Genomic DNA, 12,944 nt, shown 5'->3' with positions numbered 1-12,944 from the left:
GTTCGGCTTGCAGATCTAGTGGGGCCGGACCTAGGGTTCCCCTACATCTAGTAGTTGCACCGTTGTAAGGCCGTCCACAGGCCGATCCTCAGGTCCTCCCCACGGCGTCCACCGGATGTCCCCAGGGAGCTCCACAGGCGGTCTCCCGGCTCCACCGCACCGACCGCTCCGGCGGCCCCCGCGGCGCCCGGGCGGACCCTGCGCCGGGGCACGTCACGAGGGGAGGGGATCGGCCGTGCGCTGCCCCTTCTGCCACAACCCCGACAGCCGCGTCATCGACTCGCGCGAGGCCGACGAGGGCGCCACCACCCGTCGCCGCCGGTCGTGCCCCGCGTGCGGGCGGCGCTTCACCACGGTGGAGGAGGCCGTCCTCGCGGTCGTCAAGCGCAGCGGCGTGAGCGAGCCGTTCAACCGCAGCAAGGTGGTGGCCGGCGTCCGCCGGGCCTGCCAGGGGCGGCCGGTCGACGAGGACCAGCTGCAGCAGCTCGCCCAGCAGGTCGAGGACGCCATCCGGGCCACCGGCGCGGCGGAGGTCCCCAGCCACGAGGTGGGGCTGGCCATCCTCCGGCCGCTCCGGGAACTGGACGAGGTCGCGTACCTGCGCTTCGCCAGCGTCTACCGCGCCTTCACCTCGCTCGAGGACTTCGAGAAGGAGATCACCGAGCTGCGGGCCCGGCACGTCGCCGCCGGCACCCCGCCACTGCCTGGCATGCAGGACCCGCCGGTCCGCCGGCGGGGTGGGGGGCGGAGCCAGGCCGCCTCCGACGGCAGCTCCGGTCGATGACGACCACCGCCGTCTGACCAGAACTGTCAGCACCACCCACTAGGAAGAAGGCGGCTCTCTTCCCCAGCCGCCGAGACGCCCACAACGCAGGGAGAGCTCCGTGACCGAGACCGAGGATCGCTTGTCGGGCCGTACGCGTCGCGCCGCCAAGGCGCCGACCAGGGGGAAGGGCCTGAAGGTCAAGCGTGTCTTCACCACCGCCGGGGTGCACCCGTACGACGAGGTGACCTGGGAGCGTCGTGACGTCGTCATGACCAACTGGCGGGACGGCTCGATCAACTTCGAGCAGCGCGGCGTGGAGTTCCCCGCCGAGTGGAGCATCAACGCCACCAACATCGTCACCACGAAGTACTTCCGCGGCGCCGTGGGCACCCCGCAGCGCGAGACGAGTCTGCGTCAGCTCATCGACCGGGTGGTGCTGACCTACGGCCAGGCCGGCCGGGAGCACGGCTACTTCGCCAGCGAGGGCGACGCCGAGATCTTCGAGCACGAGCTGACCTGGATGCTGCTGCACCAGTACTTCAGCTTCAACAGCCCCGTGTGGTTCAACGTCGGCACCAGCGCGCCGCAGCAGGTCAGCGCCTGCTTCATCCTCGCCGTCGACGACACGATGGACTCGATCCTCAACTGGTACCGGGAGGAGGGGCTGATCTTCAAGGGCGGCTCCGGTGCCGGCCTGAACCTCTCCCGCATCCGCTCCTCCAAGGAGCTGCTCTCCTCCGGCGGCACCGCCTCGGGCCCGGTCAGCTTCATGCGCGGCGCCGACGCCTCCGCCGGCACCATCAAGTCCGGTGGGGCCACCCGCCGCGCGGCCAAGATGGTCGTCCTCGACATCGACCACCCCGACGTCGAGGAGTTCATCGAGACCAAGGCGCGCGAGGAGGACAAGATCCGTGCGCTGCGGGACGCCGGGTACGACATGGACCTCGGCGGCAAGGACATCACCAGCGTCCAGTACCAGAACGCCAACAACTCCGTCCGGGTCTCCGACGAGTTCATGCGCGCGGTCGAGGACGGCACGGGCTTCGGGCTGCGCGCCCGCCTCGACGGCTCGGTGATCGAGACCGTCGACGCCAAGGACCTGTTCCGCAAGGTCACCCAGGCCGCCTGGGAGTGCGCCGACCCGGGCATCCAGTACGACGACACGATCAACGACTGGCACACCAACCCCGAGACCGGGCGGATCAACGCGTCCAACCCCTGCTCGGAGTACATGAGCCTGGACAACAGCTCGTGCAACCTGGCGTCGCTGAACCTCATGAAGTTCCTCAAGGACGACGGCACGTTCGACACCCGGAACTTCGTCAAGGCCGTCGAGCTGGTCATCACCGCGATGGACATCTCGATCTGCTTCGCCGACTTCCCGACCGAGCCGATCGGTGAGACCACCCGCGCCTACCGGCAGCTGGGCATCGGCTACGCCAACCTCGGCGCGCTGCTCATGGCCACCGGCCACGCGTACGACTCGCGCGGCGGCCAGACCCTGGCCGCGGCGATCACCTCGCTGATGACCGGCACCGCCTACCGCCGCTCGGCGGAGCTGGCCGGCATCGTCGGCGCCTACGAGGGCTTCGCCCGCAACGCCGACGCCCACGCCCGGGTCATGCGCAAGCACGCCGCGGCCAACGACGCGATCCGCCCGGTCGGCGCCGACGACGCCGACGTGCTCAAGGCCGCGACCGCCGAGTGGCAGGCGTGTCTGGAGATCGGCGCCGACTTCGGCTGGCGCAACGCGCAGGCCTCGGTGCTGGCCCCCACCGGCACGATCGGCTTCATGATGGACTGCGACACGACCGGGATCGAGCCGGACTTCTCGCTGGTCAAGTACAAGAAGCTGGTCGGCGGCGGCTCCATGCAGATCGTCAACCAGACGGTCCCGCGGGCGCTGCGCAGCCTGGGCTACCAGGACGAGCAGATCGAGGCGATCGTCGAGTACATCGCCGAGCACGGCCACGTCGTCGACGCCCCGAGCCTGCGCCCGGAGCACTACGAGGTGTTCGACTGCGCGATGGGCGAGCGGGCCATCTCCCCGATGGGCCACGTCCGGATGATGGCCGCGGTCCAGCCGTTCATCTCCGGCGCCATCAGCAAGACGGTCAACATGCCGGAGACGGCGACCGTCGAGGACGTCGAGAACATCTACTTCCAGGGCTGGAAGCTCGGCCTCAAGGCGCTGGCCATCTACCGCGACAACTGCAAGGTCGGCCAGCCGCTGTCCGACGCCAAGGCGAAGAAGGCCGACACCAAGGTCGAGGCGGAGGCCGCGCCGGTCGCCGCGACGTCGCACCCGGTGCGCCGCCGGCTGCCGAAGAAGCGGCAGAGCATGACGACGTCCTTCAGCGTCGCGGGCGCCGAGGGCTACATGACCGCCGGGATGTACGAGGACGGCAGCCTCGGCGAGGTGTTCCTCAAGCTCGGCAAGCAGGGCTCGACCCTGGCCGGTGTCATGGACGCCTTCTCGATCTCGCTGTCGATCGCGCTGCAGCACGGTGTGCCGCTGGAGACCTACATCCAGAAGTTCACCAACATGCGGTTCGAGCCGGCCGGCATGACCGACGACCCGGACATCCGGATCGCCCAGTCGGTGATGGACTACATCTTCCGTCGCCTGGCGCTCGACCACCTGCCGGTCGAGAAGCGGGCCACCCTCGGCATCTTCACCGCCGAGGAGCGGGCGGCTCAGGTCTCCGGCTACGACGTCTCCGCGTCGACCCCCGCGGTGGTCGAGGAGGAGGAGGTCGACCTCGAGGCGCTGCGCGGCTCGGCGCCGACCGACGAGCGCAAGCCCGAGGCCAAGGTCGAGCCGGTCAAGGAGGCCCACTCCTCGGCCGAGCTGCTCGAGCTGGTCACCGGCACCGCCACCGACGCGCCGCTGTGCATGACCTGCGGCACGAAGATGCGCCCGGCCGGCAGCTGCTACGTCTGCGAGGGCTGCGGCTCCACCAGCGGCTGCAGCTGAGGTGAACGGCCAGGGGATGTCCCGCCGAACCGGACCGCGATGTCCCGGATCCGGACGGCGGGACACTCCTGACCGCTGAGGTCGTCACCGGCCCGGTCCTCCGAGGACCGGGCCGGTGGCGTGTCGAGTGGGGACAGCTGCTCAGGCGGAGCCCTCGATCGCTGCTCCGCGCCGCAACCGGCCCCGTTCGTCGAGCAGGGCGAGAGCACCCGGCTCCGGCTCGACCACCGTCCTGCTGAACAGGTACTCCGGGTAGACCGGCTGCTTGCCCAGGAGCCGCCCCAGCGGTGCCAGTCCGCCGAACAGGATGCGTTGCACCAGGGGCGGTGGCGCGGTGAAGACGAGGGTGTCGCGGTAGGCCGTGAGCGTGACCGCGGCCTGCAGCAGGTGCGGTAGGCCGCGGGCGTCGACGTGGCCATCCGCGGCGAGGCCGAAGGTCGTGGCGACGACCCGTGTGAAGCGTTCGCCAGGGGTCACCTCCACGAGGATCTGCGCCTCCTCGGCCCCGATCTGCCACCAGTCGTGCGTGGTGCCCGGCGGGACCTCGCAGGACTGGCCGGCGCCGAGCTCGCTCTGCTTGCCGCCCAGCTGGAAGCCGACTCGACCGGCCAGCACGTGGAAGCGCTCGGTCGCTCCCGGGTGGACGTGCGGCGCGGCCACCCGGCCTCCCGGCCTGACGAACAGGTGCGAGACGAGCGCCCGGTCCGGATGTGTCTCCGGATCCGTGAGCAGCACGGCTCGCTCGCCGGTGACGGGATTGGTGAACACCTGCCCACGCCGGGAGGCGGCGGAGGTGCCGAGCGGGTCGTGGCGTTCGGTCTCCGCTCGATCGGGAGGGGCGCTGTGGGTGCTCTCGTGCTCCGGCATGAACTCCTCCTCCGGGAGCCCTGCGCATCCGTGCCCGCCCTCACGTCCGGTGGCGAGGCAACGCCGGAGATGGTGGCACGGTCGTCGCGGTCTCCACAGCGGTTCTCCGAACGCTGGACCGGGGCGTGGGGCCACCGTCACGACGAGCGCCGCGGCGAGGGGATGGGTCAGCGGAGCTGCGCGGCGTCGACGGCAGCGACGTCCCCCTCGCCGGCCTCGAGCTGAGGGGCCCCGCGCACTCCGTGGCCGCACGAGGTGGGGCCTGCTCTTCGGCCTGATCGTCTTCGTCCCCCTGCTCGGCGCAGCCGTGGGGCCAGGCTGCTGGCCCCCGCTGTCGGTGGATGGGCCTCGAGCACCACGAGCAACGGGAGCCCGACGATCGCTCCGTGGACGACCCGCGCGGCCTGACGGGAACCGAGGTGAGCCTCGGGCCCGCCCCGCGCAGCTCTCCATGCTTCTCCGAGGAGGGACCCAGGAGACCATCCGTTCGTGGTGAGTCCCCGTGCTGACACCCCGGAGGCGCCGTGATCGACAGGCTGCCTGGACACGCCCGGACTGACGTCGGGTCCGCCGCGGCGATCCGCACCGAGCTGGCCGAGCTGGCCGACCCGGAGCGGGCCGCCGGGATGGCGTGCTACTTCCAGGCGCGGCCGGGCGGTTACGGGGAGGGCGACCGGTTCCTGGGGATCGCGGTGCCGCCGCTGCGGCGGATCGCTCGTCGTCACGCTGCGGCCACGCCGCTGGACGACGTCGAGGAGCTGCTGGGGAGCCCGTGGCACGAGGAGCGGCTCACCGCGCTGTTCGTCCTCGTGTGCCGCTTCGAGAGGGCGGCCGAGGAGGAGCGCGACCGGATCGTGGCGCTCTACCTCGTCCGGCGTGACCGGGTGGACAACTGGGACCTCGTGGACGCCTCGGCGCCGTACCTGCTCGGCCCCTGGTTGCTCGCCCGCGACCGGGCCGACGACTGGGCCCTGCTCGACGAGCTGGCCGCGTCGGCGTCGGTGTGGGAGCGCCGGATCGCGGTGATGGCCACGTTCGCCGGCGTCCGGGCGGGTCGCCCCGAGGCGGCCCTGCGGCTGGCCGACCGGCTGCTCACCGACCCCGCGGACCTGGTGCAGAAGGCCGTGGGGTGGATGCTGCGGGAGGTCGCGAACCGGGACCGGGTCCGGGCGGAGACCTTCCTCGCGCCGCGCTACCGACGGATGCCGCGCACGATGCTCCGGTACGCGATCGAACGGCTGCCCGCGGAGCGGCGCCGTGACTACCTCTCCGGGCGGATCTGACCGCCCGGCCCGACCCGGCCGCTGGGCCGGGCGGCCGGGTCGGGCCGGAGGCGGACGGGAGTGTCCCGGGTCAGCCGGCGACGACCGCGGCGTCGGCCGAGGTCGAGCCCGCCCGGGCGAACCCCAGGCCGACCGGGTCGTCGGTGCAGAGCAGGTCCACGCCCAGGGCGGCCATCCCCTCGGCCTCGTCCGGGTCGTCCACGATCCCCACGGCGACCAGGAGGCCGAGGGCGTGCACCCGGTCCACCACGGAGGGGTCGTCCCGCACGTGGGTGACGTGCAGGTGAACGTCGGTCAGCCCGTGCGCCCGGGCACGCAGTGCCGCGCGGTCCGGATCGACCTCGGGTGCCACGATCAACGCTCCCGAGACGGTGCCGCACCGGGCGAGCGACGCCGCGGTGGCCAGGTCGAACGACGTCGTCGTGACCCGGTCTGCGCCGGGCCGCCGCCGGCGCCGGTCCTCGAGCAGCGCGACGAGCAACCGGGCCGTGCGCCGCGCGTCGGGGCCGCCGGCCTCCGGCTTGACCTCGGTCACCACGTACGCCCCCGTGACGGCGGCGAGGTCGAGCACCTCGGTGAGGGTCGGGACTCCGGTGCCGCCGGGCAGGTCGACGGAGCGGAGCTCCGCCAGCGGCGTCCCCGCGATCACGGGCCCGGTTCCCCCGCCGGTGCCGAGGACCCGCCCGAGGTCACCGTCGTGCGAGAGGACGAGGGCGTCGTCCTCGGTGGCCCGGACGTCGACCTCGACGCCGTCGGCACCCGCTCGGAGGGCGGTGCGGACGGCGGCGACCGTGTTCTCGGGGTAGGTGGGGTGGATGGGCGTGCCGCGGTGGCCGATGACGCGCATGGCCGCACGCTGTCGGTGCCGCACGACCCCCCGGTGACGGCGACACGAGCCCCGCGTGGCCCGCGCGGGAACTCCACGACGACCTCTGCGGTGCCGGTCACGACGGCGAGTCGACGACGGTCAGCTCGTCGAGCAGTGCCCGCCACTGCGGCAGCACCGCCGGGACGCTGTAGCGGGCCACCACGTCGGCGTGCAACTGACGGCCGAGCCGGGCGCGCAGGCCCGGGTCGCGGACCAGCCGGCCCAGTGCCGCGGCGGCCGCCGCCGGGTCGCGGTGCGGCACGAACAGCCCGCTTCGGCCGTCGACGACCTGCTCGGCGGCGCCGTTGTCGGGGGTGGCCAGGACCGGCAGGCAGGCGGCGCCGGCCTCGGCCAGGACGTGCGGCATCCCCTCGCCCTCGGACAGCCAGACGACGGCGTCGAGGCCGGCGAGCAGCCGCGGGACGTCGGGCCGGTCGCCCAGCCAGCGGACGACGCCGTCCAGCCCCAGAGCGGTGGCGTGCCGGTGCAGCTCGACCTCGTACTCGCGGTAGGCGAAGTTCGGCCCGCCGACCAGCACCCAGCGGACCTCGGGGTGGTCCTCCGCGAGCAGCGCCGCGGCCGCGAGCACGTCCTCGACCCGCTTCTTGCGGTCCAGCCGCCCCACCCAGCCGACCACGGGGACGTCGTCGGCCACCTCCCACTCGCGGCGCACGCCGGCCCGCTGCCGCGGGTCGAACTCGGCGAGGTCGACCAGCGAGGGGATCTCCAGGGCGTGGTGCTCGCGGCCGGGCATCGCCTCGGCGGCGGCGTCCCGGATGGTGGCGCAGACGCCGACGTAGCGGTCGGTGAGGTCCTTGACGCCGCTGCGGGCCTCCGACACCAGCCCGCCGTGCTCGACCAGCGGCGGGCGGACGGCGAGCCGCTGCAGCGCCGGCCGGAGGTACGGCACCGCCTGGCTGGCGACGACGACGTCGAAGCGCGGGACGATCCGGGTCAGGTGGTCGACGATCTCCTCGTCGGGCAGCCCGCACGGCGTGGTGTCGACCGGGACGCCGAGCTCGGCCAGTTGGCGGTGGGTCTGCTCGGGCATGCCCGGCCTGCGCGAGCACACCACGACGTCGACCGTCCAGTCCGGGCGCAGGTGCTGGGCCAGCAGCCGTACCTCGGTCTCCTCGCCGCCGACGACGAGCCAGGCGAAGACCCAGAGCAGCCGCCGGGGCCTCACCGGACCCCCTCGCGCGGCACCCGCAGCGGCACCCGTTCGCGGGCGGAGCGGACCGCCGTCGTCGTCACCAGGTGGGTGCGCAGCGCCTCGGCGTAGTCGGCGCGGGTGCGGTCCTCCCGGCCCTGGACGGCGTCGACGAACGCGCGGTCCTCCCGTTCGAACGGGTCGCCCTGTGCCTCGACGACCTGCCGCTGCCCGCCGTCGACGACCGTGAGCGTCTTCTCGGTGAGCTCCAGCGCCAGCCCGTCGGCGTACAGCGACAGTCCGATCGCGTGCGGCCCGGTGAGCAGGCAGGTGGCGGCGAACGTGCCGACCGCGCCGCCGGCGAAGCGCACCGACGCCGTGGAGACGTCGTCGACGTCGCAGTCGGGGTGTGCCGCGCGGGGGGTCCGGCTGCCCAGGGCGACGACCTCGTCGACCTCGCCGACCAGGAGCCGGGCCGCGTCGACGAGGTGGGTGGCCTGCTCGACGAGCTGGCCCCCGGAGAGCTCCCGCCGCTGCCACCACGGCACCGGCGGGGTGGCGTCCAGCCAGGTGCCCAGCACCAGACGGGCGGGCCGGTCGGCCAGCAGGTCGGGGATGCGCTCGACGGTGTCCAGCCACCGCCAGTGGTAGCCGACGCCGGTGACCACCCCCTGCTCCCGGACGGCGGCGGCGATCCGGGTGGCGGTCACCGCGTCGGCAGCCAGCGGCTTCTCGACGAAGAAGGGCAGCCCGCGCGCCAGCACCGCGAGCTCCGGCTCGCCGTGGGCGAACGGCGGAACGCACAGGTACACGGCGTCCACCTGCTCGCCGTCGAGCATCGCGGCCAGGTCGGGGTACGGCGTCGCGCCGACGGTCCCCGCCAGGACGGCGGCGCGCTCGGTCTGCACGTCGGCGACGGCCGTGACCTGCACGTCGTCGAACCGGGCGAGGGTGCGCACGTGCCGGCGAGCGATGACGCCGGCCCCGAGGACGCCGATGCGCGTCCGCGCCGCCACCGCGGTCACCGGGCGGCAGGACGGGTCGTGCCGCAGTCCGCGGCAGGGATGGACACGAGTCGGACGTCGCGCATCGGCACGTCACCTGCTTCCGGACGGAGTGGGCTCACCGCGGACAGGCCGGAGGCTGCCTACCACGTCGACAGGAGCCGGTGTCCGCTCCCGGACCTGCCCGGACGGCGGCGCCTCGGGCCGGTTCGGGACGTCGCGCCCGGTGCGCGACGCCGCGACCGCTGACCGTCACCTCCGAGAGAGACCACCACCGGGTGCCGCCGGCGCCGCCTCGACCGCCGGCAGCCCCTTCCCCGGCCCGCGGCCGGGCGCCGGTCACGGGCGTGCGAGCATCCGGGGCGTGCTGTGGCGGGGGCGGGCGGAGCAGCCCCGTGAGGTCGGCATCCTCGCCGTCGTCGCCTTCGTCGTCGCGCTCGGCTTCGGCATCGTCGCGCCGGCGATCCCGCTGTTCGCCCGGTCCTTCGGCGTCGGGACGACGGCCGTCGGGCTCGCCGTCAGCGCCTTCGCCTTCTTCCGCTTCGTCTCCGCCTTCGCCGGCGGCTCCCTGGTCGAGCGGCTCGGCGAGCGCACGGTCCTGTCGGCCGGCCTCGGCATCGTCGCGGTCACCACGGGGCTGGCCGGCCTGGCGACGTCCTTCCCGCTGTTCCTCGCCCTCCGTGCGGCCGGCGGCGTGGGCAGCGCCATGTTCACCGTCGCCGCGCTGTCGCTGCTGCTGCGGGTCGCCCCGCCCTCGCACCGGGGACGCGCCGCGGCGACGTACCAGGGCGGGTTCATCCTCGGCGGGATCGCCGGTCCGGCGGCCGGCGGGCTGCTGGCCGAGCTCTCCCCGCGCCTGCCCTTCCTGCTCTACGCCGGCTTCCTGATCCTCGCCGGCTCGGTCGCCCTGGTGCTGCTGCGCCCGTCCGTGACCCCGCAGCGCTCGGCGGCACCCGCGGCGACCGGACCCGACCTCGCCGCCGACCCGGTGGGCCTGCGGACGGCGCTGCGCTCGCGCGTCTACCTCACCGCGCTGGTGGCCAACCTCGGCGTCGGCTGGGTGCTCTTCGGCGTCCGCAACTCGCTGGTTCCCCTGTACGTCACCGAGGAGCTGGGCCGGACGGTCGCGTGGGCCGGCGCCGGCCTGCTGGCGGGGTCGGTGGCGCAGGCCCTCGGCCTGCTGCGGTCGGGTCGCCTGGCCGACACGTGGGGACGGCGTCCCGCGCTGGTCCTCGGCGCTGCGCTGGCCACGGTCTCGACGGCGGCCCTGGTCCTGCCTCCGGCGCTGTGGGTGTTCCTGCTGTCGATGGCCCTCTTCGGGTTGGCCGCCTCCTTCCTCGCCAGCGTGCCGGCGGCGCTGGTCGCCGACGTCAGCCCGGCCCGCGGCGGTCGGGTGGTGGCGGTGTTCCAGATGTCGGCCGACCTCGGCGCCATCGCCGGCCCGCTGGTGGCCGGCTGGCTCACCGACGTCGCCTCCTACCAGACCGCCTTCGCCGTCACCACGGCCGTGCTGGCCGCCGGGCTCGGCGCCGCCCTCACCCTCCCGCGGGCCGCGGGCGCAGCCGTCCGGAGCTAGGCCGGGAGGGGCCGCCGCGGCGCCTCCCGGGCACGTGGTCCCGGCCACGGCGATGAGCGAGGTCACAGGACGATCACGCCGGATCGCATCCCGTCACGGGTCCGGAGCGCCGATGACCCCTCTGGCCATCCTGCAGCGCCCGGCGCTGCCGCTCACCGACGAGCGCCCCCGCCCGGCGTGTGGCTGGACAGCCCGCCGGTGGCCGCGCCCCTCGCAGTCCACCCGAACGGATCCCCGCTCCACCATGATCGCCGCTCTCGGCTCCACCGCGGCCGCCCTCAGCATCACCGTCGTCTGGCCCCAGGTCTGGCTCTCCTGCCGGCACGGCCGCACGCTCGGACTCTCCCCGACCGGCAGCTGGCTCGCCGTCGGCCTCAACCTCTGCTGGCTGACCTTCGGTCTCCTCGTCAGCGACGGACCGCAGATCGCCACCCACGCCGTCGTCGGCGCCGGCAACACCGCGGTCCTCGTCGCACTGCTCCGCACCCAGCCGCAGCTGCGCACGGGACAGCAGCTCCGGCGCACCGCCGCGGGAGCCGCCGCGCTGGCCGCGCTGGCCGCGGGCAGCGTCGTCGCCGTCGTCCTCGGTGCCGCGACGGCCGCGGTCGCGGCCGTGCTCAGCGCGGTCGTCACCCTGGTCGGGATCGTCGCCGCGCTGCCCCAGCTCCTGGGCATCCTGGTCGACCGGACCCAGGACCTGTCCGGGATGTCCCCGACGCGCTGGTACCTCGGCGCCGCTTCGTGCGCCTCGTGGACGGCCTACGGCTGGCTGCTGGGCCAGCCGACGGTGTGGCTGTCGTCCGGCTTCGGACTGGTCTGCGCGGTCGCCACCTGCGCCGTCCTGTGGACCCGGCGGACGGCTCCCCGCACCTCCGCACGGCCGGCGGTCGCTGCCCGCGCCGTGCCGGCCGCGGCCTGAGCTACCGGCAGCGCCCGGCGCGGTGCCGGCGTCCGTGGTAGGCACGGGCGACGACGGGAGGACGACGTGCAGGCAGTGCTCATGGAGCGGACCGGTGGCCCCGAGGTGCTGACCGTCCGCGAGCTGCCCGACCCCGAGCCGGGGGAGGGCCAGGTGCTGGTCGACGTCGAGGCCGTGGGCGTCAACTTCCGCGACGTGTACGAGCGTGAGGGTCGTCCGCCCTACGGCGGGGACCTGCCCCGGGTCGTCGGCGCGGAGGGGGCGGGCACCGTCGTCGGCACCGGGGAGCGGGTCGCCTGGCTCGACGTCGCCGGCAGCTACGCCTCCCGGGTGGCCGCGCCGCGCGACGAGCTGGTCCCGGTGCCGGACGACGTGCCGCTCGACGTGGCCGCCGCCGTCATGCTGCAGGGCTGCACCGCCCAGTACCTGGCCGCCGACTCGTACCCCGTCGCCGAGGGCGACTGGGTGGTCGTGCACAGCGCGGCGGGGGGAGTCGGACTGCTGCTCACCCAGTTGGCGCGCGCCCGCGGCGGCTCCGTGCTGGCCACCGTCTCCACCGAGGAGAAGGCCGAGCTCGCCCGGGGAGCCGGTGCCGCCGAGGTGGTGGTCGGCTACGACGGCTTCCCCGAGCGGGTCCGCGAGCTCTCCGGCGGCGAGGGTGCCGCGGCCGTGTACGACGGCGTCGGGCGGACGACGTTCGCCGCGGGGCTGACCGCGCTGCGACCGACCGGCCGGATGATCGTGTACGGCGCCGCCAGCGGGCAGCCCGAGCCGCTGGCGGTGCAGCAGCTGGCGTCGCACGGCTCGCTGTACGTCCAGCGACCGACGCTGGGCACCTACACCCGCACCCCGGGGATGCTGCGCGAGCGGGCCGGCGCGGTGCTGGGGATGGTCGCCGCCGGCCGGCTCGACGTCCGCATCGGCGGCCGGTACCCGCTGGCCGAGGCCCGGCGCGCGCACGAGGACCTCGAGGGACGGCGGACCACCGGGAAGCTGCTGCTGACGGTCTGACCTGACCGGACCCGTCATCGTCGGCCGAGGGCCTCGGCCCGGGCTCCGGTCCGGGTGGTGCACTGTCGGGGTGGACACCGCTGACCTCGACGTCCTGCTGGCCCGGCTCGCGCCCGGGGTGGCCGACCTGGTGCGTGCGGCCGACGCGCTGGTCCGCGACGTGGACCCGGACGCCGTCCGGGTGGTGTGGCCGCACCAGGGGACGGTGGGTTACGGCGTCGGCCCGGCCAAGAACAGCGAGCACTACACCTACCTGGCGACGTTCGCCCGGCACCTGAACCTCGGCTTCAACCACGGGGCCGACCTCGACCACGGCGGGCTGCTGGACGGCACCGGCAAGGCGTTCCGCAAGCTGACCGTGCGCCACGCCGAGGACCTCCGCGACCCGCGCCTGCGACCGTTGCTGCGCGCCGCCCGCGAGGAGCGCCTGTCCGCTCTCGGCCGCACCTGACGCCGCGTGGGAAAGCTCACCCCGAGCGGCCCGCGGGAGGGGACCCGGCCGCGGGCCAGGCGGTGGGCGGGA

11 protein-coding genes are annotated in these 12,944 nt (G+C 74.3%); 7 read left to right on the top strand and 4 right to left on the bottom strand.

Going from position 1 to position 12,944, the window contains the following annotated elements:
- Positions 1-235: 235 nt before the first annotated feature.
- Entirely contained in the window at positions 236-784 is a 549-nt protein-coding gene (nrdR, locus tag ACU610_RS13535; protein WP_446768233.1) for a transcriptional regulator NrdR, read from the top strand.
- Positions 785-884: 100 nt separating this feature from the next.
- Positions 885-3,743, top strand: a complete 2,859-nt coding sequence (locus ACU610_RS13530; protein ID WP_446768232.1) for a vitamin B12-dependent ribonucleotide reductase — start codon at positions 885-887, stop codon at positions 3,741-3,743.
- Between the two features lie 141 nt (positions 3,744-3,884).
- Here ACU610_RS13530 and ACU610_RS13525 read toward each other — a convergent pair whose 3' ends face one another.
- Complete coding sequence (locus tag ACU610_RS13525; protein WP_446768231.1) at positions 3,885-4,610, bottom strand: cupin domain-containing protein; 726 nt, start codon at positions 4,608-4,610, stop codon at positions 3,885-3,887.
- A gap of 524 nt (positions 4,611-5,134) precedes the next feature.
- On the opposite strand from ACU610_RS13525, the gene ACU610_RS13520 reads away from it, so the two are divergent.
- On the top strand, positions 5,135-5,893 hold the full coding sequence (locus tag ACU610_RS13520; RefSeq protein ID WP_446768230.1) for a DNA alkylation repair protein: 759 nt from the start codon (positions 5,135-5,137) through the stop codon (positions 5,891-5,893).
- 70 nt (positions 5,894-5,963) lie between these two features.
- On the opposite strand, the gene ACU610_RS13515 is transcribed toward ACU610_RS13520, so the two are convergent.
- From ACU610_RS13515 to ACU610_RS13505, 3 genes are all read right to left on the bottom strand, one after another.
- Complete coding sequence (locus ACU610_RS13515; RefSeq protein WP_446768229.1) at positions 5,964-6,740, bottom strand: glycerophosphodiester phosphodiesterase; 777 nt, start codon at positions 6,738-6,740, stop codon at positions 5,964-5,966.
- Positions 6,741-6,837: 97 nt separating this feature from the next.
- Complete coding sequence (locus tag ACU610_RS13510; RefSeq protein ID WP_446768228.1) at positions 6,838-7,947, bottom strand: glycosyltransferase family 4 protein; 1,110 nt, start codon at positions 7,945-7,947, stop codon at positions 6,838-6,840.
- The gene (locus ACU610_RS13505; RefSeq protein ID WP_446768227.1) at positions 7,944-8,936 is read right to left on the bottom strand and encodes a Gfo/Idh/MocA family protein; all 993 of its coding nucleotides are present in this window, start codon (positions 8,934-8,936) and stop codon (positions 7,944-7,946) included. The genes ACU610_RS13510 and ACU610_RS13505 overlap by 4 nt, the downstream gene beginning before the upstream one ends.
- Before the next feature lie 343 nt (positions 8,937-9,279).
- On the opposite strand from ACU610_RS13505, the gene ACU610_RS13500 reads away from it, so the two are divergent.
- The 4 genes from ACU610_RS13500 to ACU610_RS13485 all read left to right on the top strand — a co-directional run bounded on the left by ACU610_RS13500 (position 9,280) and on the right by ACU610_RS13485 (position 12,872).
- Entirely contained in the window at positions 9,280-10,491 is a 1,212-nt protein-coding gene (locus ACU610_RS13500) for an MFS transporter (protein WP_446768226.1), read from the top strand.
- A 112-nt stretch (positions 10,492-10,603) separates the two neighbouring features.
- Positions 10,604-11,410: a SemiSWEET transporter gene (locus tag ACU610_RS13495; RefSeq protein ID WP_446768225.1), complete on the top strand. Its 807-nt coding sequence runs from the start codon at positions 10,604-10,606 to the stop codon at positions 11,408-11,410.
- A 66-nt stretch (positions 11,411-11,476) separates the two neighbouring features.
- A complete protein-coding gene (locus ACU610_RS13490) occupies positions 11,477-12,421 on the top strand; it encodes a quinone oxidoreductase family protein (RefSeq protein ID WP_446768224.1) in 945 nt (314 codons plus the stop codon).
- Between the two features lie 70 nt (positions 12,422-12,491).
- On the top strand, positions 12,492-12,872 hold the full coding sequence (locus tag ACU610_RS13485; protein ID WP_446768223.1) for a hypothetical protein: 381 nt from the start codon (positions 12,492-12,494) through the stop codon (positions 12,870-12,872).
- Positions 12,873-12,944: the final 72 nt, after the last annotated feature.

It is taken from the genome of Geodermatophilus sp. URMC 61, assembly GCF_052931555.1.
The sequence above is the reverse complement of the archived record's forward strand: the minus strand, read 5'-3'. Positions and strand labels throughout refer to the sequence as shown.